Annotated in this window: 16 protein-coding genes; 10 read left to right on the top strand and 6 right to left on the bottom strand. The window is 61.4% G+C overall.

The window, feature by feature from the left end; all coding sequences use genetic code 11:
- The first annotated feature begins 28 nt into the window (after nucleotides 1-28).
- Nucleotides 29-553, top strand: coding sequence for a flavodoxin FldA (gene fldA, locus OC537_RS02890; protein WP_005325673.1), 525 nt, complete (start codon nucleotides 29-31; stop codon nucleotides 551-553).
- Nucleotides 554-599: 46 nt separating this feature from the next.
- Here the strand turns inward: fldA and OC537_RS02885 are convergent, their stop codons facing one another.
- Complete coding sequence (locus OC537_RS02885) at nucleotides 600-1,100, bottom strand: DUF4442 domain-containing protein (RefSeq protein WP_262109185.1); 501 nt, start codon at nucleotides 1,098-1,100, stop codon at nucleotides 600-602.
- Nucleotides 1,101-1,344: 244 nt separating this feature from the next.
- On the opposite strand from OC537_RS02885, the gene fur reads away from it, so the two are divergent.
- A complete protein-coding gene (gene fur / locus OC537_RS02880) occupies nucleotides 1,345-1,773 on the top strand; it encodes a ferric iron uptake transcriptional regulator (protein WP_111911275.1) in 429 nt (142 codons plus the stop codon).
- Nucleotides 1,774-1,890: 117 nt separating this feature from the next.
- On the opposite strand, the gene glnS is transcribed toward fur, so the two are convergent.
- Together glnS and OC537_RS02870 are read right to left on the bottom strand one after the other, a co-directional pair.
- Nucleotides 1,891-3,552, bottom strand: coding sequence for a glutamine--tRNA ligase (glnS, locus tag OC537_RS02875; protein WP_262109183.1), 1,662 nt, complete (start codon nucleotides 3,550-3,552; stop codon nucleotides 1,891-1,893).
- Nucleotides 3,553-3,672: 120 nt separating this feature from the next.
- Nucleotides 3,673-3,954 carry a hypothetical protein gene (locus tag OC537_RS02870; RefSeq protein WP_262109181.1) on the bottom strand — a complete coding sequence of 94 codons (282 nt, stop codon included), beginning with the start codon at nucleotides 3,952-3,954 and terminating at the stop codon, nucleotides 3,673-3,675.
- Between the two features lie 120 nt (nucleotides 3,955-4,074).
- Between OC537_RS02870 and OC537_RS02865 the strand changes: the two genes are divergently transcribed.
- Genes OC537_RS02865 through OC537_RS02845 form a run of 5 tightly spaced genes read left to right on the top strand, consistent with a single transcriptional unit; the run spans nucleotide 4,075 to nucleotide 10,185 of the window.
- Nucleotides 4,075-6,906: a xanthine dehydrogenase family protein molybdopterin-binding subunit gene (locus OC537_RS02865; protein WP_262109180.1), complete on the top strand. Its 2,832-nt coding sequence runs from the start codon at nucleotides 4,075-4,077 to the stop codon at nucleotides 6,904-6,906.
- Nucleotides 6,903-7,433, top strand: a complete 531-nt coding sequence (locus OC537_RS02860; protein ID WP_111911271.1) for a (2Fe-2S)-binding protein — start codon at nucleotides 6,903-6,905, stop codon at nucleotides 7,431-7,433. Before OC537_RS02865 ends, OC537_RS02860 begins: the two co-directional genes overlap by 4 nt.
- Nucleotides 7,430-8,647 (top strand): c-type cytochrome, encoded by a 1,218-nt coding sequence (locus tag OC537_RS02855; RefSeq protein ID WP_262109178.1) that lies wholly within the window; start codon nucleotides 7,430-7,432, stop codon nucleotides 8,645-8,647. Before OC537_RS02860 ends, OC537_RS02855 begins: the two co-directional genes overlap by 4 nt.
- On the top strand, nucleotides 8,640-9,629 hold the full coding sequence (locus OC537_RS02850) for an XdhC family protein (protein WP_262109177.1): 990 nt from the start codon (nucleotides 8,640-8,642) through the stop codon (nucleotides 9,627-9,629). The genes OC537_RS02855 and OC537_RS02850 overlap by 8 nt, the downstream gene beginning before the upstream one ends.
- Nucleotides 9,619-10,185 carry an NTP transferase domain-containing protein gene (locus tag OC537_RS02845; protein WP_262109175.1) on the top strand — a complete coding sequence of 189 codons (567 nt, stop codon included), beginning with the start codon at nucleotides 9,619-9,621 and terminating at the stop codon, nucleotides 10,183-10,185. The genes OC537_RS02850 and OC537_RS02845 overlap by 11 nt, the downstream gene beginning before the upstream one ends.
- 242 nt (nucleotides 10,186-10,427) lie before the next feature.
- Here OC537_RS02845 and OC537_RS02840 read toward each other — a convergent pair whose 3' ends face one another.
- Both OC537_RS02840 and nagE read right to left on the bottom strand, forming a co-directional pair.
- Nucleotides 10,428-13,091, bottom strand: coding sequence for a beta-N-acetylhexosaminidase (locus tag OC537_RS02840; RefSeq protein ID WP_106887385.1), 2,664 nt, complete (start codon nucleotides 13,089-13,091; stop codon nucleotides 10,428-10,430).
- A 123-nt stretch (nucleotides 13,092-13,214) separates the two neighbouring features.
- The gene (nagE, locus tag OC537_RS02835) at nucleotides 13,215-14,669 is read right to left on the bottom strand and encodes an N-acetylglucosamine-specific PTS transporter subunit IIBC (protein WP_111911261.1); all 1,455 of its coding nucleotides are present in this window, start codon (nucleotides 14,667-14,669) and stop codon (nucleotides 13,215-13,217) included.
- A gap of 271 nt (nucleotides 14,670-14,940) precedes the next feature.
- Between nagE and nagB the strand changes: the two genes are divergently transcribed.
- Genes nagB through OC537_RS02820 form a run of 3 tightly spaced genes read left to right on the top strand, consistent with a single transcriptional unit; the run spans nucleotide 14,941 to nucleotide 18,115 of the window.
- On the top strand, nucleotides 14,941-15,741 hold the full coding sequence (nagB, locus tag OC537_RS02830; RefSeq protein ID WP_025326350.1) for a glucosamine-6-phosphate deaminase: 801 nt from the start codon (nucleotides 14,941-14,943) through the stop codon (nucleotides 15,739-15,741).
- Between the two features lie 9 nt (nucleotides 15,742-15,750).
- The gene (gene nagA, locus OC537_RS02825) at nucleotides 15,751-16,896 is read left to right on the top strand and encodes an N-acetylglucosamine-6-phosphate deacetylase (protein ID WP_111911259.1); all 1,146 of its coding nucleotides are present in this window, start codon (nucleotides 15,751-15,753) and stop codon (nucleotides 16,894-16,896) included.
- A 4-nt stretch (nucleotides 16,897-16,900) separates the two neighbouring features.
- A complete protein-coding gene (locus OC537_RS02820; protein WP_162519201.1) occupies nucleotides 16,901-18,115 on the top strand; it encodes an ROK family protein in 1,215 nt (404 codons plus the stop codon).
- 113 nt (nucleotides 18,116-18,228) lie between these two features.
- On the opposite strand, the gene OC537_RS02815 is transcribed toward OC537_RS02820, so the two are convergent.
- Complete coding sequence (locus OC537_RS02815; protein ID WP_139750775.1) at nucleotides 18,229-19,854, bottom strand: phosphoethanolamine transferase; 1,626 nt, start codon at nucleotides 19,852-19,854, stop codon at nucleotides 18,229-18,231.
- Between the last annotated feature and the right edge of the window lie 130 nt (nucleotides 19,855-19,984).

Genomic DNA, 19,984 nt, shown 5'->3' with positions numbered 1-19,984 from the left:
ATTAACCAGATACGGGTAACTAAACACTATGGCTAGTGTAGGTCTGTTTTTCGGCAGCGATACCGGTAATACCGAAGCTGTCGCCAAGATGATCCAGAAAGAACTGGGCAAACAACTGATTGAAGTCCGTGACATTGCCAAGAGCAGCAAGGCCGACATCGACAGCTTCGATCTGCTGATGTTCGGTATCCCGACTTGGTACTACGGCGAAGCCCAGGCCGATTGGGATGACTTCTTCCCCGAGCTCGAAGAGATCGACTTCAACAACAAGCTGGTCGCCATCTTCGGCTGCGGCGATCAGGAAGACTATTCCGAATATTTCCTCGACGCCATGGGCACCCTGCGTGACATAGTCGAAGCCAAAGGTGCCATCATCATCGGCCACTGGCCAACCGCGAGCTACGAGTTCGAGGCCTCCAAGGCACTGGTGGATGACAAGCACTTCGTCGGTCTGGGGATCGATGAGGATCGCCAGCCGGAACTGACCGCCGAGCGCGTCAAGGGCTGGTGCAAGCAGTTGCACGAAGAGATGTGTCTGAGCGAGCTGGAGTGATCTCCCTCCTCTGACAACAAGGGCCCCGCTGGGGCCCTTGTTGTTTCTACTCCTGACTGGCTGGCGCTGCCTGGCCCTGCGTTCTGTGTTCCGGCTTGGGTTTCACATACAGGGTGCGCCTGACCTGGGCCACCAGCTCGCCCCGCTTGTCCTGTACCTGCACCTCGAACTCGGGGAAATGCTTGTTGCCCCCCTCGGTCGCCGCCACTATGGATGCCAGCTTGGCGTCGGTCAGGTTGAACTCCGCCACCAGCATCCCCTTGCCAGGCTTGATGAAATTGATGCTGCCCGCCTTGTCCCAGACGTAATAGCGGTTCTTGAAATGGCCCATCAGCATCAGCGGATAGATGGGATCCGTCATGGCAAACATGCTGCCGCCGAACTGGGTCCGGTTGGCATTCTTGTTCCACCAGCGGGACTTGAGGGTGACCCGACAGAAACGAAAATCGGGGCTCAATGTTTCTATCTTGATGCCGGCTCCCCAGAAGGGGGGCCAGGCGTTGAGGGCGTGGCGCACCCAGGCCGCGTTGCCAAAAAGCCAATCCATGGATCTCATCCGACCAGACTATAGAGAAGTGACATAGTATCAACATTCCCTCGTGGAGCAAGCCCGGTCCGGGCCGGCCAGATTAATCTTCCACAGGGGAGAAATGTGCTAAACCCCTTGAATCAATGGGTTTATTTTTGGCTTGGCTACGACCTATAATGTCAGGCCATACGAGTTCGTGGTTGCCATTCCTTCGGCAGTCAATCAGAATAACCACACCTTCGAGAATGCGAATAAATAGAATATGGCAGACAACAACCAAGCGTTAAAAAAGGCCGGGCTCAAGATCACCTTGCCCCGCGTCAAGATCCTGGAAATCCTGCAACAGCCGGACTGCCAGCACACCAGTGCGGAAGATCTGTACAAACGGCTGATCGACCAGGGTGAGGAGATTGGTCTCGCTACCGTCTATCGCGTTCTCAACCAGTTTGATGATGCCGGTATCGTCACCCGTCACCACTTCGAAGGGGGCAAGTCGGTGTTCGAGCTGGCGACCCAGGAACATCACGACCACCTGGTCTGCCTCGATTGTGGCAAGGTGATCGAGTTCTCCGACGAGGTGATCGAGCAGCGTCAGCGCGATATCGCCAAACACCACAACATCCGCCTGACCAACCACAGCCTCTATCTGTATGGTCACTGCGCGAACGGTGACTGCAAGCACGACGAATAACGCCGTCGGCCGCGAGCAGCCATGAAAAAGCCAGCATCACGCTGGCTTTTTTTGTGTCCGCAATCCGGACCAGAGTGGCAGGGTCTCCCCTGCCCTCTTCTTGTCAGACCGCAGCGATCAGGCCTCGGCCTTGCCCCAGACGTCGCGTAGGGCCACGGTGCGGTTGAACACCAGCTGCTCCGGGCTGGAGAGCTTGTTGTCGGCGCAGAAGTACCCTTCACGCTCGAACTGATAGGCAAACTCCGGCTTGGCGTCCTTGAGGGAAGCCTCGACCCGTGCACCCTCGATGATCACCAGGGAATCCGGGTTGAGCGCCGCCTCGAAGTCGTCCTCGGCACCGGGGTTCGGCATCTTGAACAGACGATCGTAGAGACGGATCTCGGCAGGCAGAGACTGAGTGGCGCTGACCCAGTGGATCACCCCCTTCACCTTGCGGCCATCGGCCGGATCCTTGCCCAGGGTCTCGGGATCGTAGGAGCAGTAGATGCAGATGACTTTGCCGTCCGCATCCTTCTCGACTCGCTCGGCCTTGATGACGTAGGCATTGCGCAGACGCACTTCCTTGCCCAGCACCAGACGCTTGAACTGCTTGTTGGCTTCCTCTTTGAAGTCCGCCTCGTCGATGAAGATCTCGCGGGTGAAGGGAAGTGTACGGCTACCCATCTCCGGCTTGTTCGGGTGAGCCGGTGCGGTCAGCACCTCGTCGGCGGCCAGGTTCTCGATGACCACCTTCACCGGGTGCAGCACCGCCATGGCACGGGGGGCGTTCTCGTTGAGATCGTCACGGATGCAGGCTTCCAGCATGCTCATCTCGACTATGTTGTCCTGCTTGGTCACGCCGATGCGCTGGCAGAACTCGCGGATGGAGGCCGGCGTGTAACCGCGGCGACGCAGCCCGGAGACGGTCAGCATGCGCGGATCGTCCCAGCCGCTGACGTGCCCCTCGGTCACCAGCAGGTTCAGCTTGCGCTTGGACATGACGGTGTATTCGAGGTTCAGGCGGGAGAACTCGTACTGACGGGGGTGGCAGTCGATGCTGATGTTGTCCAGCACCCAGTCATACAGGCGGCGGTTGTCCTGGAACTCCAGGGTGCACAGGGAGTGGGTGATCCCCTCCAGGGCGTCCGAGATACAGTGGGTGAAGTCGTACATCGGATAGATGCACCACTTGTCACCTGTCTGGTGGTGGTGAGCAAACTTGATGCGATAGATGACGGGATCGCGCATCACCATGAAGGGGGATGCCATGTCGATCTTGGCGCGCAGGCAGGCGCTGCCTTCTGCCAGCTCGCCGCTCTTCATCTTGGCAAACAGCGCCAGGTTCTCTTCCACGCTGCGATCGCGGAACGGGCTGTTCTTGCCGGGTGCGGTCAGGGTGCCGCGGTATTCGCGCATCTGCTCGGGGGAGAGCTCGTCCACATAGGCCAGACCCTTCTCGATGAGCTCGATGGCATAGCCGTGCAGCTTGTCAAAATAGTCGGAGGAGTAGCAGATCTCGCCGCTCCACTGGAAGCCGAGCCACTGTACGTCCTGCTTGATGGACTCCACGAACTCGATGTCTTCCTTCGCCGGGTTGGTGTCATCGAAGCGCAGGTTGCACTGGCCCTGATAGTCACGGGCGATGCCGAAGTTCAGGCAGATGGACTTGGCGTGGCCGATGTGGAGATAACCGTTCGGCTCCGGCGGAAAACGGGTATGCACGTGGTTGTGCTTACCGCTGGCCAGATCTTCATCGATGATCTGACGGATAAAGTTGGTTGGGCTGCTCGCCTCGCTCATGAATTCACCTCGAATGTCTCAGCTCATGGGGCAACCGCGCGCCCCCGCTTAGAAACCGACAATGATCCACTATTCATCCATGAGGCTCAACAGGAATTTGCCGCCGCGCCCTGGCTGACGTCACGCCAGACGCCATTTGCCTCGACGGGGGGTCGCTTCCCAGCCACAGACTTCCTTTATGTCGCCGCCATCGGCTCTCGAGCAAGCGACTTCCCCACTGAGAAGCGTGGGACGCACCTGGGCATAAAGGTGTCCTGTGAGTACAAACACATGGCTGCTTGATATTGCGGCGAGATCACACTTCAATGTTTTGAAACAAGCTTGTAACATTTGGCGAATCACCTCGCCAAGCTGAACAGGATTGGAACCAACAGAAACCAGGCATTTTCCAAACTGCATCATCCTAGTATCCTATTTATAACTTTGTCATTTTTACTGCGACATCAGGGAAGATGGTCGACAACACCTGTCCCCTCCCTCCCCCCGAGCCACTCGCCTCATCCTCACACAGGTAGCTGAGCCATGTCCTACTCCGTATCAAGACGTGATTTCATCAAGCAGTGCGTCATCGCCGGCATCGCCGTCTACAGCGCCCCCCTCCTCGCCAACCTCTCCCTGTCCGGCATGGAAGACGAGGTCTTCGATCCCGCCTTGCTCGGCCAGTGGAAGCAGGGGGGCAAGATCAAGTTTCGCAGCGATGGCCTGGCCAAGGTCACCGGCCAGAAGATCTACAGCCGGGACTATCGTGCGCAGGATCTGGCTGGCTGGCCGTCCCAGCAGCAACATGCGCTGCTGATCCGGCTCGACAAGGCGGATCGCGTCTATCTGGGGCTGGATCTCTCCATGCTGCCCGCCAATGCCCAGCCCCGCCGGGTGATCACGGCCACCGACCTGGTGCGCGACGGTGTCGAGCTGCCCGCTTTCTACGGCATCAACATGATGGTCAGCGAAGGGGCCACCCCGGACTATCTGGGTCATGCGGCCGCCATGCTTATCTTCGCTGACTTCGCCACCTTCAACCGGGCCAAGCAGATCCTGCAGTTCAACAACAAGGTGGTGCGCTACGGAGATGTGACCCCCCTGGTCGCCACCACCCGGGATCCCTGGGCCTGCTGGCGCATCATCCGGATCGAGGGCAAGCTCGGCAGGGAAGATCAATACAGTACCTTGAAGAACGGCCTCTTCTTCCCGGCCATCGTCAGCCACCAGCCGGTATGGCCGACGGCCAGAGCCGATGGCAACGCCGGTGAGCAGGGGATGTATCAGGCCGAGCAGGTGCACAAGGAGCTGGAGGCCGAGGACGCCCTGGTGCTGGATCGCAGCTACCAGACCCAGTTCATCGAGCCCATGATGATGGAGCCGGAAAACTTCAACGGCTGGTTCGACGCCAAGGCGCGCACCATGCACCTGGTGGTGAGCACCCAGTCCCCTCACGACTTCTACTACGAAGCCGCCGAGATGCTGGCCAAGGGGCCGCTGGCCGGCAAGGTCGACAAGCTGGTGGTGCACTCCCCCTTCATCGGGGGTGGCTTCGGGGCCAAGGATCACACCATATTCCCCTTCTATGGCCTGCTCGCGACCCTTTATGGCGAGGGCCCGGTGCGTCTGGCCAACGATCGTTTCGAACAGTTCCAGGGTGGCCTCAAGCGTCATCCGTTCAACATGCACAACAAGCTGGTGATCGACAAGCAGAGCGGCCAGTTCCGCGCCCTGATCAGCGCCATGACAGTGGACGGCGGCGGTCGCCTGAACTTCACCGGCTCGGTGGCCAGCGTGGGCGCCAGCGCCATCCAGGGGGTCTACTACCTGCCCAAGAACGACATCACGGCGGTCGCCCTGCCCTCCGAGAACCCGGATTGCGGCTCCATGCGAGGGTATGGATCCCTGCAAACCATGGCGGCCATGGAGATGATGGTCAACGAGGCCGCCGCACTGCTGAAGATGGATCCGCTGGCGCTGCGGCGCCGCAACCTGATCAAGCCCGGCCAGCCCAATACCCAGGGGGCCATTCCCGAGGGCAACAACCGTTACCCCGAGATCCTGGCGATGGCCGAGCAGCACGAGATCTGGGCCCAGCGCCAGGCCAGGAAGCAGGCTTACGAGGCCCAGCATCCGGATCGTCTGCACGGCACTGGCTTTGGCATCACCACCAAGGACTATGGCACCGGCGCCGTGGCCCCCTCCGCCTGCGTCGAGCTGACAAGCAAGGGGGAGATACTCCTCAAGATCAGCGGCATGGAGATGGGCACCGGGATCCAGACCTCCCAGGCCGAGATCGTCAGCCGCTACCTGGGCCAACCGGCCGACACCATAGCGCTCGCCGAAATCGCCCTCTGGGATAGCTTCAAGCTGGTCTCGACCGACAACCCCTACACCATCTCGCAGGAACGCCAGGACGAGATGCAGAAGAACCCGCGCTGGACCCTGGCCATTCCGCAGGCCTCCTCGGCCTCCATCTCTTCCTACTTCCAGAGCCATGCCACCGTCACCGCGGCCCGCATCCTGTTCGAGCAGACGCTCTGGCCGGCGGCAACCGCCATCTGGCGCAAGCAGTACTTCGTCGGTCAGGCAGGCCTGGATCTGGGCCCCGCCAGCGAGGCGAGCTGGACCCCGGCGGGACTGACGACCCGTGGCATGCCGCCGCTGCCGCTCGCCCTGCTGGCGGCCCACGCTCACGCCAACGGCCTGATTACCGGCGCCATGGTCCACAGCTTCAACCGCTGGGCCTGGGCCGAGTGCGACTTCACCATAGAGGGTCAGAGCCAGCGCCTGCCCATAGATGCGCTGGCGTTGCGCTACGGCGACGGCGCCAGCAGCGAGAAACGTGCACAGGCGGATGCCAACGGCTACCAGCTGCTCGATCGCACCCAGGCCCACTACCCCAGCACCAGCCTGAACAACGCCATGGTGACCTACTACGCCCCTTGCGCCACCCTGGTCGAGATAGCGCTGGAGAAGGGCTCCGGCAAGGTGCACATACTGTCTGCCCACAGCTGGCTGGACGCCGGCCGTGTCATAGTCCCCGAACTGGTGGAAGGGCAGATCCAGGGCGGCCTGGCCATGGGGGTCGGTCACGCCCTCTATGAATACCTGCCCGCAGGGCAGGACGGGCCGGGCAACGGCACCTGGAACCTGAACCGCTATCAGGTCCCCCTGGCGCACCAGCTGCCGGTCTGGAATCTGACCCACACCCTGCTCGATCCCCTCTCGCCGACCGATGCCACCAAGGGCATAGGCGAAGTGGTGATGATCCCCGTGGTCGCCGCCCTGGTCGAAGCCATCTATCAGGCGACCGGCACCCGTTTCTATCATCTTCCCGTCACTGCAACCGACATTCAGAAGGCCATCCAATGATCACCGTAAACATGACCATCAACGACCGTCTCATTGGCCCGATCGAAGTGGATGACAACACCATGATGATCGACTTCCTGCACGAGTATGTGAACCTGACCGGTACCAAGTTCGGCTGTGGCGTCGGCGTCTGCCATGCCTGCACCATAGTGGTCGACGGGGCGGATGGCAGCAGCGAGAGCGTGCGCACCTGCATCAACGGGGTGGGCCGCTTCAACGGCCAGCGCATCCGCACCGTGGAAGGCCATGCCAAGCGCAACAACCTGGGCAAGATCATCGCCCTGAGCCCGGTGCAGAAGACCTTCCTGGATCACTTCTCCTTCCAGTGCGGCTGGTGTACCTCGGGTTTTGTCAACGAGACCACAGTGCTGCTGGAGCGGCTGCGCAAAGAGCCGGTGGCCATGGCCGATCTTGAATCCACCATAGAGGGTGCGCTTAAAGATCACGTCTGCCGCTGCACCGGTTACAAGAAGTACTACGAGGGGGTCAAGGCCATGCTGATCTCGGAGGGGGTAGTACGCACATGATGCTCTCCAGACTCACATTCGCGCTCTTGCTGGGCGCTGGCGCCGTCTCTGCGGCCGACACCCAGGATCCACTGGTGGCACAGGGGGCATACCTCTCCAAGGTGGGTGACTGCGCCGCCTGCCACACCGCAGAGGGGGGCCAGAAATACGCCGGTGGGTTGGCGTTCAAGACACCCTTTGGCGTCATCTACTCCACCAACATCAGCTCCGACAAGAACCAGGGGATAGGCAGCTACAGCTATGAGGATTTCTATGAGGTGATGCACAACGGCAACGCCCCCAAGGGACGCCTCTATCCCGCCATGCCCTACACCTCCTATCACATGGTCACGGATGAGGACATGAAGGCGCTCTACGCCTACTTCATGCAGACCAAGCCAGCCGCCACCCCGAACCGCGACAACGAGGTCGGCTTCCCCTTCAACGTGCGCACCGGCCTGGTGTTCTGGAACCTGGTGGCCCACGAGGACAGTCCCTTCCAACCGGATCCCGCCAAGAGCAGCAACTGGAACCGTGGCCGCTACCTGGTGGATGGGCTGGGACACTGCGGCGAGTGCCACACGCCGCGGGATACCTTAATGGCGATGGACGGCTCCCGCTACCTGAAAGGGGCCATGATAGAGGGGGTGATGGCCCCGGAGATCACCGCCACCGAGCTCAGGCGCCAGGGCTGGACCCATGACTCCCTGACCCGGCTGCTGCGCAAGGGCTACTCGGTCAAGGGCGGCGTCTTCGCCGGCATGTATCCCGTGGTCGAGAAGAGCTTCGCCTACCTGACCGACGAGGACATGCATGCCGCCACCAGCTACCTGCTCGGCAGCGACACCCCGTTGCCGGAGCCTGCACCCAAGCCGGTCACTATGGACGCATCGCACCCTGGTTACGGGCTCTACCGGGACTACTGCGCCGGTTGTCACGGCCAGGAGGGTCAGGGCAAGCCGAACGTGACCCCCTCCATGTACACCAACGCCACCCTGGATCAGGCGAGCGCGACCAACACCCTGGCGGTGCTGCTGCGCGGGATCCCGGCCCAGAGCTACAGCCAGACCGAGCGCTTCGCCCCCATGCCCAGCTACGCCAAAGAGCTCAACGACCAGCAACTGGCGGATCTGGTGAACTTCCTGCGCCAGACCTGGGCCCATCAGCCCTCCGCCCTGAGTGTCGACGACATCAAGACGCTCAAGAAGGAGATCGTCGAGGCGCACGATGAGTGACGCTCAGCTGGAGGTGCTGCGTCAGAGCCTCGCCTGGCTGGCCCAGGGGAAAGGCATCTGGCTGTGCAGCATAGTCGCGACCTACGGCTCGGCCCCCCGCCCCAAGGGGGCCCTGTTCGCCACCGACGGCATCCACCGCAGCGGCTCCATCTCGGGCGGCTGCATCGAGGATGCCTTCGTCGACATGCTGGCCAGGGGGGAGCATGACGCCCCCCTGAGCCTGCTGGACTATGGCTCCCACCTGGCCCCCGATGGCAGTGCGTTCGAGCTGCCGTGTGGGGGTCGCATCCGGCTGCTGGTGGAGCGCCTCGAAGGGGACGCGGCCAGCGCGGATCTCGATGAGTGGCTCACCAGACTGCAAGGGGCCCGTCCCTTCGTGCGGGAGGTGCTGCTCGAGCAGGGGAAACGCACCTATCTGGACGAAGAGACGACGGATCCCAGCGAGCAAGAGGCGCCAGGCCGGGTACGCCTGAGCTATGCCCAGCGCTGGCGCCTGCTGCTGCTCGGCATCAGCCAGGTGAGCGAGCAGGTAGCGCGGCTCGGTCAGGCCGCCGGTTTCGAGGTGCGGCTATGCGATACCCGTGAGCAGTACCGCCGCGACTGGCACTGGGGGCCGGAGCAAGGGGGCATAGCGGTGGAGTGGTGCGATCCCGAGCGCTTCGTCGAGCGCCATGCCACGGCCCGGAGCGCCGTGCTGGCACTGGCCCACGACCCCAGGATCGACGATGCCGGGCTGATGGCGGGGCTCGAATCCGACGCCTTCTACCTCGGTGCCATGGGCTCGGTCCGCACCAGCGCCCGTCGGCTGGAGCGGCTGCAGCGAATTGCCGAGGCGAGTCAGGTCCAGCTTGCGCGGATCCACGCCCCCATAGGGCTACCCATCGGCAGCAAGACCCCCATAGAGATCGCCATCGCCGTGCTGGCCGAGGTGATCGCCGTGCGCCAGGGCATCCGATTGCGAGACGCCACAGATGCAGCCTGAGCGCGTCGCCCTGCTGCTGGCGGCCGGCTTCTCCCGTCGCTACGGCAGTGACAAGCGCCTCGCGGGCTCCCCGCCCCTGATCCTGCGCACCCTGGCCACCCTGCTCCCCTGTCATGACAGCGTGCTGGTGGTGCTCAGGCAGCGAGACGAGACACTGTGCCGCCTGCTGGCGGACTCCGGCGCCGAGCTGACCCAGGTGCCACGGGACGGCGGCCTGGGGGACAGCCTGGCCCACGGGGTGCGCACTCTGCTGGCAAGCGGCCGCCCCATCCACAGCCTGCTCATCACCCTGGCCGACATGCCCCACCTCTCCCCCACCAGCCTGCGGGCGCTGCAAGCAGCCCAGACTGGCAGGGAGATAGTGCGCCCCCTCCATCAGGGGCAGCCGGGCCATCCTGTCAGCTTCCCCGCCGATCTGCTACCCGAGCTGGCGAGCCTGGAGGGAGAACAGGGAGCGCAAGGCGTATTGCTGCGCCATCAGGGGCGCCTGCGCACTCTGTCACTGGACGATCCCGGCTGCGTGCAAGACATCGACTGGCCAGAGGATCCGCTCTGAGCCGCCAGCCCGTCAGACCTGCCTCTTCCCGCTCCTGCCTCCCCACCCTATGACGCCTGCGGCCTGCCTGATCGCCGAACAAAAAAAGCCCCGCACGAGGCGGGGTCACAAGTGATGAAAAACAGACAATACACACACAACAAAGGTTCACACGCACAGTCAACCTTTCCCAAATCCGATGACATATCGGCCTTGGGAAAGGCGGGTCTTGCGACCCGCCCTGTGTCAGTGACGATACGCTATCAGTTCAGCTCGGTGACGCGGCTGGCGCGCTTGCCGTCGAAGCTGGTGGTACGCAGCCAGACCTTGCCATTGACGGTCGGCTTGGCCGCGGCGTCATAGGCGGTCCAGGTGGTGCCGTCCAGGCTGTACTGGATGGGCAGACCCGGCAGATCCACGTTCGCTTCCAGCTTGCCGTTCACCACCTTGGCACCCGGCACCGAGAGGCGGTATTCAACACCGGCCTGATCCAGCTTCGGCAGCACGCGCTGACCCAGCAGGTTGGCGAACTGGTTCCACTCCTTGTTCAGGGTGGCCTTGTTGACGTGCTTGGAGGTACCGGAGAACTCGCGGCCCTTCACGTAATCCAGCTCGAAGCCGCCCTTGTGCCAGGCACGCTCGGCCACGGAGAAGATCCGCGGGTAGACCATGTACTCGTACTGGGCGTCGGTGCGCACGGTTTCGCTCCACTGCTGACCGGAGATCCCCTTGAACTTGACCGGATCCTGGTCACCCTTGGCCACGAAGGCGTTGCCGTCGCGGTCAACCGAGGTCTCGGCGTTCTGCGGCAGGTTTTCCGGGGCGAAGGCGAACACCTTGCGGGTGTCGTTGAAGCGGGTCGCCCAGTAGTAGCCACGCTCGGCCGGGTGTACCTCGTTCGGGAAGTCGAAGTAGAGGTAGTCGGGGTTGGAGAGCACCACGTCATAGCCCTTGTGCGCCCACTTCATCGCCTCGTTGAAGCCACCCCAGTAGAGGGTTTCCCAGAAGTTGACCCGGGTCTTGTCGGTGGCGAACACGCTGGCGTCCGTGGCGTACTTCAGACCATCTTCCCACGCCTGCAGGGTGGAGAAGCCGTGGCCCTTGACCATCTCGCTCACTTCCTTGGCGAAATGAACTGGCAGCTCGGCCACGTCCTTGATCTTGCCATCGTCGATCATCTTCTGGCACATCGGGGACTTGCCGAACGGCTTGTCCTGCTTGCTGGAGTCGACGTTGCCCTTCCAGGCGACCAGATCGGCTTTCTGGGTGACGGCCGGATCCTGATAGCCGCCGCCCTGCATGATGTTCTTCGCCTCGTCACCACCGTAGTGCCAGGCGGTCAGGGGCTGACCGGCGGCCTGGTGCATCTGGGCCACTTCATCCATCACCTTGGCCACGAAGGTGGCAGCACCCGGCTGGCAGGGGTTGATGAAGGACATCTTGTCGTAGAACTGCACCGAGGTGACGTTGGAGGTGTCATCCGGGTCAGTCAGACGGAACTGGTTCGCTTCCGCTTCCTTGCCTTCCGCCAGCAGACGCTTGTAGCGCGCCTCCATGGAGACCACGGCGGCACGGGCATGAGCCGGCATGTTGATCTCGGGGATCACGGTCACGCCGCGGGCCTTGGCGTAACGGACCAGGTCGATGTAGTCGGACTTGCTGTAGAAGCCGGAGCCCATGTTGTCGCTGGTGGGGCCTGAGCCGAGCTGCGGCATCAGGCACTGGGTCTCGGAGAGATCGTGGCAACGCTGGCTGCCGACGTCGGTCAGCTCCGGCAGGCCCGGGATCTCGATGCGCCAGCCTTCATCGTTGGTCAGGCCAAGGTGCAGCACGTTGAGCTTCATGGCAGACATCTGGTCCACCAGCTTCTTCATGGTCTCAGTGCTTCTGAAGTGGCGGGCCACGTCGGTCTGCATGCCGCGGTATTCGAAGCGCGGTGCATCCTCGACACTCATCTGGCTCACCAGCTTGTCGTTGACCCCCAGCAGGGAGATCAGGGACTGGGCGCCCCAGAAGGCCCCGTCGATGTCATGACCCTGCACCACAGTGCCTTTGGCGCCTATGGTCATGTCATAGCCTTCGGCCTGCTTGAGCTTGCTGCCGAGCTTGATGGTGACCGGGTAGCCGGTGTCGGAGAGGGTAACACCCAGCTTGGTCAGTTGAGCCTTGATGGCCTCGGCGCGATCGCTTGGCAGGTCCAGGGCATTGAGCTTGATGGTGGAGAAATCGACCTGGGGACCGGCCTTGACCACCTGTTTCATCGGGGTCGGCAGTATCTGGTCGTCAATCTTGCCGGCAGGCAGCAGTGTGCTGGTCTGGTTGGCGGCAAAACGGGTCTCGCTGTTCATCAGGATGTTGTTGTCATCCTTGGTGCGCTTCCAGCCGTCGGCCGGCATCGGCTTCTCGTAGGTGGTGGCATCGTCGATGTTGCTCATGCTGGCCAGCACTTTCGGCTCGGCCCCTTCGCTGGCGACGTACCAGTTCGGCATGATGTCAGATTCGAACAATACCCAGTACTCCACCACCAGGGGCACTTCGACCGTGGCGTCCTTGGCAAAGCCCTGGAACTTCTCGGTTGGCGTCAAACGATAGAGGTCGCCGGTCAGGTGGGTGATGGTGAACTGGTCGTTGTCCACCCGCTGGATGCGGCGGATGGAGGAGACATAGATGCTCCAGTCCTTGGAGGTGACGTCGGCACCGGTATTGGTCAGGTGCAGCTTGGCAACACCGCAGCTCGCCCACTCGGAGCCCAGGGCCTGGCAGTCGAGGCCGGCGCCGGCACCGTCATTGGTGACGACTTCGTACTTGACGACCAGATTGCTGGCGAGGGAATCGACCACGGCTTGCTTGGCGGCATCGGCTGCCTGCACTTGGCTGACGAAAACGGTAGACATGGCAATGGCTAACAGAGAATGTTTCAAGTTCATAACTGCTGCTCTCATTTGAAGTAAAGGTTGGATTTTCTTGGCTTTTTTTATATGGGGCCCCGGGAACGGGGCCCTTAGTTATGTCAACAATGGACTTAGACTTGAGGTGAGCGAGTCGCTCGATTAACGCAGGGCTTTCATCTCACCGGCGATGATTTCGGCCAAGGGGCCCAGAATCACCTGCAGGTTCTGCTCACCGAGCTTGACCACACCGGCCGCGCCCAGGGCTTTGAGCTTGCGCTCATCGACGATGCTGCGATCTTTCAGAGTCAGACGCAGACGGGTGATGCAGGCATCTATGGTCACCAGGTTGTCCTGGCCACCCAGCACTTCCAGATACTGGCGAGCCAGCTCGGTGCGGTCGGTGGTCTGAGCCTGTACCGGCACGGCTTCGTCATCTTCACGACCCGGGGTTTTCAGGTTGAACTTGACGATAACGGCACGGAAGATGGCGTAGTAGAGACCGAAGAACACCAGGCCCTGTACCAGCAGCATGTACCACTGGGTCGCCAGCGGGTTGCGGCTGGAGAGCACCATATCCACCAGACCGGCACTGAAACCGAAACCGGCGATCCAGTGCATGCTGGAGGCGATGAACACGGACAGGCCGGTCAGCAGGGCGTGGATGACGTACAGTACCGGCGCCACGAACATGAAGGAGAACTCGAGCGGCTCGGTCACCCCGGTGAAGAAGGCGGCAAAGGCGGCTGCGATCATGATGGAGGCAACTTTCTCTTTGTGCTCTTTCTTCGCGCTGTGGTAGATGGCCAGTGCTGCACCCGGCAGACCGAACATCATGATGGGGAAGAAGCCAGCCTGGTACATGCCGGTCACGCCCACGACAGCCTTGCCGGCGTCGATGGAGGATTGGCCACCCAGGAAGTTCGGGATGTCGTTGATGCCGGCCACGTCGAACCAGAACACCGAGTTCAGGGCGTGGTGCAGACCGACCGGGATCAGCAGACGGTTGAAGAAGGCGTAGATGCCGGCACCGGTGGAGCCCATGCTGACGATGGATTCACCGAAGTGTACCAGGCCACCATAGATAACCGGCCAGACGGCCATCAGGATGAAGGAGACAACGATCATGACAACGGAGGTCACGATCGGCACCAGACGACGGCCGGAGAAGAAGGCCAGCGCCTTGTGCAGCTCGACGCTGCTGAAGCGGTTGTACAGCTCAGCCGCGATGACACCGCAGAGGATGCCGACGAACTGGTTGCTGATCTTGGCAAAGGCTGCCGGCACCTGGTCGGCCGGGATACCCTTGATCTGGGCAACGGCGCCCGGGCTCAGCAGGGTGGTGACCACCAGGAAGCCGACCAGACCGGCCAGCGCGGCGGAACCGTCTTTATCCTTGGACATGCCATAGGCGACACCCACGGCAAACAGCACGGGCATGCTGTCGATGATGGCGGCACCCGCCTTGATCAGGAAAGCTGCGACCGGACTTCCACCGCCCCAGCCGTTCGGGTCAATCCAATAGCCAATCCCCATCAGGATCGCTGCGGCAGGCAATACCGCTACCGGCACCATCAGGGCACGGCCGATCTTTTGCAAATAACCGAGAATGTTCACGGTTCCTCTCCTTAGTTGATGTTTTTCTAGAAATTAAGTGCTTATCACGTTCGACGCATAAGCCATCAAGGCTTGATTGGCAGTCTATGTGTTTTATTTCGCTGCGCAAATTAATAAACCGGCTTTCGTGATCATTATCACTCAACAGAGATAAAGGTAGCGGATAGATGTGGCTTAGTTCGCAATCTTTATTTACGCTATAAAACAACTTGAATCCGTGTTTGGTCCCTTGCCGTCAATCCTGTGCGGCAACCGTACTGAGGTATATAAAATGCGCCTGATCCCGTTGAAGTCTGCCAGCCAGGTGGGTCTCTGGTCTGCCCGTTACATCGTTGACCGCATCAATGCGTTCAAACCGACAGCCGACCGCCCCTTCGTGCTGGGCCTGCCCACCGGCGGCACGCCGCTGACGACCTACAAGCGCCTGATCGAGCTGCACAAGGCCGGCGAGGTGAGCTTCGAGCACGTGGTGACCTTCAACATGGATGAGTACGTGGGTCTGCCCAAGGAGCACCCGGAGAGCTATCACAGCTTCATGTACAACAACTTCTTCAATCATGTCGACATTCGCCCGGAAAACATCAACATCCTCAACGGCAATGCCGAGGATCTGGTGGCCGAGTGCAAGCGCTACGAGGACAAGATCAAGTCCTACGGCAGGATCAACCTCTTCATGGGCGGCGTCGGCAACGACGGCCACATCGCCTTCAACGAGCCGGCCTCTTCCCTGGCCTCCCGTACCCGGGTCAAGACCCTGACCGAGGACACCCGCATCGCCAACTCCCGCTTCTTCGGTGGCGACATGGAGCAGGTGCCCAAGCTGGCGCTGACCGTGGGCGTGGGCACCCTGATGGATGCCGAGGAGATCATGATCCTGGTGACCGGCCACGCCAAGGCCCTGGCCCTGCAGGCCGCGGTGGAAGGCTGCGTCAACCACATGTGGACCATCTCCACCCTGCAACTGCATCCCAAGGGCATGATGGTGTGCGACGAGCCCTCCACCATGGAGCTGAAAGTCAAGACGGTCCGTTACTTCCAGCAGTTGGAAGCCGCCAACATCGACCGCCTGTAAGGAGCCGTCATGTACGCACTGACTAATTGCACCCTCTATACCGGCAGCTGCGTGCTGACCGGCCACGGCGTACTGATCGAAGGCGACAAGATTGTCGCCATCTCCCACCTGGCCGAACTGCCAGCGGGCATTGAGCAGATTGATCTCAAGGGCGCCAACCTCAGCGCCGGCTTCATCGACGTGCAGCTCAACGGCTGCGGTGGCGTCATGTTCAACGGTCACATCACAACAGAGACCCTGGCCACCATGCAGGCGGCCAATCTCAAGTCCGGTACCACCAGCTTCCTGCCGACCCTGATCACCAGTCCGGATGCCGACATGAAGCTGGCGGTGGCGGTGACCCGCGACTACATGGCCGCCCGTCCGAACGAGGTGCTGGGGGTCCATCTGGAAGGGCCCTACACCAACCTCAAGCGCAAGGGCATACACCCGGCCGAGCAGATCCGTCAGCCCGTCGACGAGATGATCGATTTCTTCTGCGCCAACAGCGACGCCATCGCCAAGATCACCCTGGCGCCGGAGCGCAACAAGCCGGAGCACATCCGTCGCCTGGTGGAGGCCGGCATCCTGGTCTCCGCCGGTCACACCGCAGCCAGCTATGACCAGGCCATGGCCGGGTTTGACAACGGCATGCGCTTTGCCACCCACCTCTACAACGCCATGACCCCGACCCTCAACGGTCGCGAGCCGGGCGTGGTGGGCGCCATCTACGATCGCAAGGATGTCTATGCCGGTGTCATCGTCGACGGTCACCATGTGCACTGGGCCAACGTGCGCCTGGCACACAGGATCCTCGGCGAGAAACTGGTGCTGGTCACCGATGCCACCGCCGCGGCCGGTGCACCGGAAGGCTTTGAGCAGTTTGATTTTTGTGGCGCAACCGTCTATTTCCGCGATGGTCAGTGCGTCGATGAGAATGGTACACTCGGCGGCTCTGCCCTCACCATGATTGAAGGGGTGGAGAATCTGGTCAAACAGGTCGGATTACCGCTCGATGAAGCACTGAGAATGGCCACCCTTTATCCCGCTCGCGCCATTGGATGGGACTCACGTCTCGGTAGTATCCAGGTCGGAAAAATTGCCAACCTCACCGTCTTTGATCAGGCCTTCACGGTCTGCGGGACCGTGGTTAACGGACACTACACAACACAGTGACACTATGACTGGCGGACAAATAGCAAACGTAGATCTTATCAAGCAGGTGAACAGTGCCGTCGTCTATCGACTCATTGACCTGCAGGGGCCCATCTCGCGGGTCAAAATTGCCGAGTTGAGTCAGCTGGCCCCGGCCAGCGTGACCAAGATAACCCGGCAACTGATCGAGCATGGGCTGATCAGGGAGACGTCGCCCCAGGCGTCAACCGGCGGACGACGCGCCATCTCCCTGACCACCATCAAGCATCGCTTTCAGTTTGTCTCCGCCAAGCTTGGCCGCGGCTATCTGCAGCTGTCCCTGTATGATCTCGACGGCAAGGAGCTCGATCAGCACATCACCCAGGTGACAGAGATAGAGCAACAGCCCGTGGTCGACATGCTGCTGCGGGAAATTGGCGCCTTCATCGACGCCAATACCGAGCGCAGCCGCAACCTCATCAGCATAGCGCTCACCATGCCGGGTCTGGTCAACCCGGAATCCGGCATGGTCATCTATACCCCCACCTACCAGATCCGCAACCTGGGGCTCGCCAAGCTGCTGGAGCACCATTTCAACCTCCCCTGCTACGTGGGCAACGACACCCGTTCCCTGGCGCTGGCGGAGCACTTCTTCGGCGAGTCCCGCGACTGCATGGACTCCATCCTGGTGAGCGTGCACCAGGGCACCGGCTCCGGCATCATCACCAAGGGGCAGGTATTCCTCGGTCATAACCGCAACGTCGGCGAGATAGGCCACATCCAGGTCGAACCCCTCGGCAAGCGCTGCCACTGCGGCAACTTCGGCTGCCTCGAAACGATCGCCTCCAACGAGGCCATCGTCGACAAGGTGAAGGAGCTCATCAGCCGCGGCCACCTGAGCTCGCTGCAGGAGAAGCACATCACCATCCAGGAGGTGTGCAAGGCTGCCGTGGCGGGGGATGAACTGGCCCGCAGCGTGATCGAGAACGTGGGGGAACACCTGGGCCGGGCCATCGCCATCACGGTCAACCTGTTCAACCCTCAGAAGGTGCTGATCGCCGGTGAAATCACCGCCGCCGAAGAGATCCTGATCCCGGCCATCCGTCGCTGCGTCGAGCACCAGTCCCTGCCGAGCTTCCACCGTGGCCTGCCCATAGTGAAGGCGCGCTTCCAGAACCAACCCACCATAGGCGGCTTCGCCCTGGTGAAGCGCTCCCTGCTGGAGGGGGATCTGCTGCAGATCATCATGGAGCAGAAGTAAAGGCCCAAGCCTTGAGAAACAAAAACGGCAGCCAGTGGCTGCCGTTTTTTATTGATGGATGCTTCGAGCGTAGGTTCGATTAGCCGCGTAGCGGCGTAATCGGACGCGGTGGCTTACCCCGCCCTACACGGCTTGAACAGGTCAAGCTTGCCGTCATAGACCTGGGTCTGCACGTCCATGATGCCGAGCATGGAGTGGAACAGGTTGTCGTGGGAGAAGCGCTTGCTGCCCGCCTCCTGGCGCAGGCAATCCTGATTGAGCCCGCGATCCCGCTGCAACTGGGGAGAGAGCCAGGTCAGCAGGGGCACCCGGGTCTGATCGTCCGGGGCGAACTTGTAGGGGGTGCCGTGCAGATAGAGCCCCAGCGCCCCCAGGGATTCCCCGTGATCCGACAGGTAGACCAACCCCACGTTGTACTGGCTCTCCAGGGTCTTGAGCTTGGCGATAAGCTGGGACAGCACCTTGTCGGTATAGCGGATGGTGTTGTCATAGGTGTTGACCAGCTCCTCGTTGCTGCAGTTCTCGATGTCGCTGCGCGGGCAGTCCGGCAGGAAGACACGATCCCCGGCCGGGTAGCGGCGATAGTAGGTCGGGCCATGGCTGCCCATCAGGTGGAAGGCCACCAGCTTGCTGCCCTGCTTGCCCTTCATCCCGGCGATCTGCCGATCCAGCCCCTGCAGCAAGACCTCGTCATAGCAAGAGTCCCCTTCACAGTATTGGGGGAAGGCCTTGGGCTCGATCTCCAGGGTGGGCACGTTATTGCACACCCCCTTGCAGCCGCCGTCGTTCTCCTTCCACAGCACAGAGACACCGGCGTGTTGCAGCACGTCCAGCAGGCCGTCCCTGGACTTGGCCAGGGTCTCGTCATAGCCACGGCGCGTGAGGTTGGAGAACATGCAGGGCACCGAGACTGCGGTGGCGGTGCCACAGGAGCGCACGTCCCTGAAGGAGACGAGATCCGGCTCCTTCATGGTGAAGCCGTTGGTCTGCTTCTGGTAGCCGTTGAGGGAGTAGTTCTGGCTGCGGGCCGTCTCCCCCACCACCAGGAACATCAGGGTCGGCTTGCCGCCCTTGTCCACCACCCTGGCATCTGTGCCTATCGGCTGATAAGGGACAGGGGTGGCGAAGAGAATATCCCTAGCGTAGCGATAGAGACCGCGCACGTAGTTGGAGGGGACTATCTCTTTGACGATGGTATGGTTGTTGCGCCCGACCGAGGCGTAGTCCTGGTAATAGAGGGCGGCGACGCCGACCAGGAACAGCAGGGAGAGGGCGATCCCCGCCAGGCGCATGCCCAGCCCCTTGTACCAGGGGGTTGGGTATTCGATCTTCAGCCACAAGAGGCCAAGCACCGGCAGGACGGCAGTCAGCAGGAACCAGAGCACCACTGAACCATTGAGGTAGGAAGTGGCCTCCCCGCTGTTGGTTTCGAGTATGTTCTGCACCATGCCCACATCGAAGATGATGCCGTATTTGAGCATGGCGTAGCTGACCAGGGAGGCGGTGACGATCAGGAAGGTGAAGAAAGGCTTGAGCAGATAGCGGAAGGTGAATGGCAGGAAGACCGCATTGAGGGCGGCGACCAGCACCAGGGGGATAGAGAGGGCAAACCCCGCCTTGACGTGCTCGAGGGCGCTGAGAATACGGTAAAAGTGCAGAAAAATGGGCCAGTTGAATACCAGTGCAAACAGCAGCACCAGCAACAGATTGACCTTCATCACTCCCAGAGTGAGGCGCATAAGAAGACTCCGACAAACCAGTGATCTGGAGACCCTGCATGGGGGCTCCGTTGTGGGCATCCCTGTCACCCGTCTCTCTTCCCGAGCAGACAACGCGGTGATGGGCACAGCGGCCCGGATGCAATTTGAT

This window comes from Aeromonas sp. Marseille-Q5825 (assembly GCF_946892685.1).
Taxonomy (GTDB): domain Bacteria; phylum Pseudomonadota; class Gammaproteobacteria; order Enterobacterales; family Aeromonadaceae; genus Aeromonas; species Aeromonas rivipollensis.
This window is presented reverse-complemented; position numbering and strand designations above follow the sequence as displayed.

Excerpts from the sequence above, each read along its gene's own strand:
- OC537_RS02855 (WP_262109178.1), top strand. The coding sequence starts at position 7,430 with ATGATGCTCTCCAGACTCACATTCGCGCTCTTGCTGGGCGCTGGCGCC.
- OC537_RS02850 (WP_262109177.1), top strand. The coding sequence starts at position 8,640 with ATGAGTGACGCTCAGCTGGAGGTGCTGCGTCAGAGCCTCGCCTGGCTG.
- OC537_RS02865 (WP_262109180.1), top strand. The coding sequence starts at position 4,075 with ATGTCCTACTCCGTATCAAGACGTGATTTCATCAAGCAGTGCGTCATC.
- glnS (WP_262109183.1), bottom strand. The coding sequence starts at position 3,552 with ATGAGCGAGGCGAGCAGCCCAACCAACTTTATCCGTCAGATCATCGAT.
- fldA (WP_005325673.1), top strand. The coding sequence starts at position 29 with ATGGCTAGTGTAGGTCTGTTTTTCGGCAGCGATACCGGTAATACCGAA.
- nagB (WP_025326350.1), top strand. The coding sequence starts at position 14,941 with ATGCGCCTGATCCCGTTGAAGTCTGCCAGCCAGGTGGGTCTCTGGTCT.
- OC537_RS02885 (WP_262109185.1), bottom strand. The coding sequence starts at position 1,100 with ATGGATTGGCTTTTTGGCAACGCGGCCTGGGTGCGCCACGCCCTCAAC.
- OC537_RS02870 (WP_262109181.1), bottom strand. The coding sequence starts at position 3,954 with ATGATGCAGTTTGGAAAATGCCTGGTTTCTGTTGGTTCCAATCCTGTT.
- OC537_RS02815 (WP_139750775.1), bottom strand. The coding sequence starts at position 19,854 with ATGCGCCTCACTCTGGGAGTGATGAAGGTCAATCTGTTGCTGGTGCTG.
- OC537_RS02820 (WP_162519201.1), top strand. The coding sequence starts at position 16,901 with ATGACTGGCGGACAAATAGCAAACGTAGATCTTATCAAGCAGGTGAAC.
- OC537_RS02840 (WP_106887385.1), bottom strand. The coding sequence starts at position 13,091 with ATGAACTTGAAACATTCTCTGTTAGCCATTGCCATGTCTACCGTTTTC.
- nagA (WP_111911259.1), top strand. The coding sequence starts at position 15,751 with ATGTACGCACTGACTAATTGCACCCTCTATACCGGCAGCTGCGTGCTG.
- OC537_RS02860 (WP_111911271.1), top strand. The coding sequence starts at position 6,903 with ATGATCACCGTAAACATGACCATCAACGACCGTCTCATTGGCCCGATC.
- OC537_RS02845 (WP_262109175.1), top strand. The coding sequence starts at position 9,619 with ATGCAGCCTGAGCGCGTCGCCCTGCTGCTGGCGGCCGGCTTCTCCCGT.
- fur (WP_111911275.1), top strand. The coding sequence starts at position 1,345 with ATGGCAGACAACAACCAAGCGTTAAAAAAGGCCGGGCTCAAGATCACC.